This window comes from Adlercreutzia equolifaciens (assembly GCF_029076695.1).
Taxonomy (GTDB): Bacteria; Actinomycetota; Coriobacteriia; order Coriobacteriales; family Eggerthellaceae; genus Adlercreutzia; species Adlercreutzia equolifaciens_A.
This window is the reverse complement of the sequence record NZ_JARFIK010000157.1, coordinates 1-348: the sequence shown is the minus strand read 5'-3', so window position 1 is coordinate 348 and position 348 is coordinate 1. Positions and strand designations below refer to the sequence as shown.

The following is a 348-nucleotide window of genomic DNA, read 5'->3' as shown; positions in this document are numbered from 1 at the left end:
AATAACACCCATGATGCGGTTGATGTTCTGCGTGTGCTCCCGCAGTAGAGCCATGTCGTCCTTGAGCGTCATGGACGCTTCATGCACCTGATCAATACTGTGCAGCGAACGCTTGACGATCTCTGCGCCATTTTCGGCTTTGGCGCGGGTTTCTGTGGAGGCCTGCGAGGCAATGGACGCGTTGCGCGCCACTTCCTGCACTGTGGCATTCATCTGCTGCATGGCAGAAGCCGCCTCTCCCAGTCTGCCCGAGGTCTCTCGCGCGCCTTTATCTGACTGTTCGATCTGCGCGGCCAGGCGCGCTGTGGCCGCGCTCACTACCCGGGCCACCTCCTGAAGTCTGGCGGC

Annotated in this window: 1 protein-coding gene; it reads right to left on the bottom strand. The window is 60.9% G+C overall.

Annotated features, from left to right (window positions below):
• Positions 1-318, bottom strand: a 318-nt coding sequence (locus PZH32_RS11885; RefSeq protein WP_275208465.1) for a hypothetical protein, incomplete at its 3' end; no start/stop codon positions are given.
• Positions 319-348 lie beyond the last annotated feature (30 nt).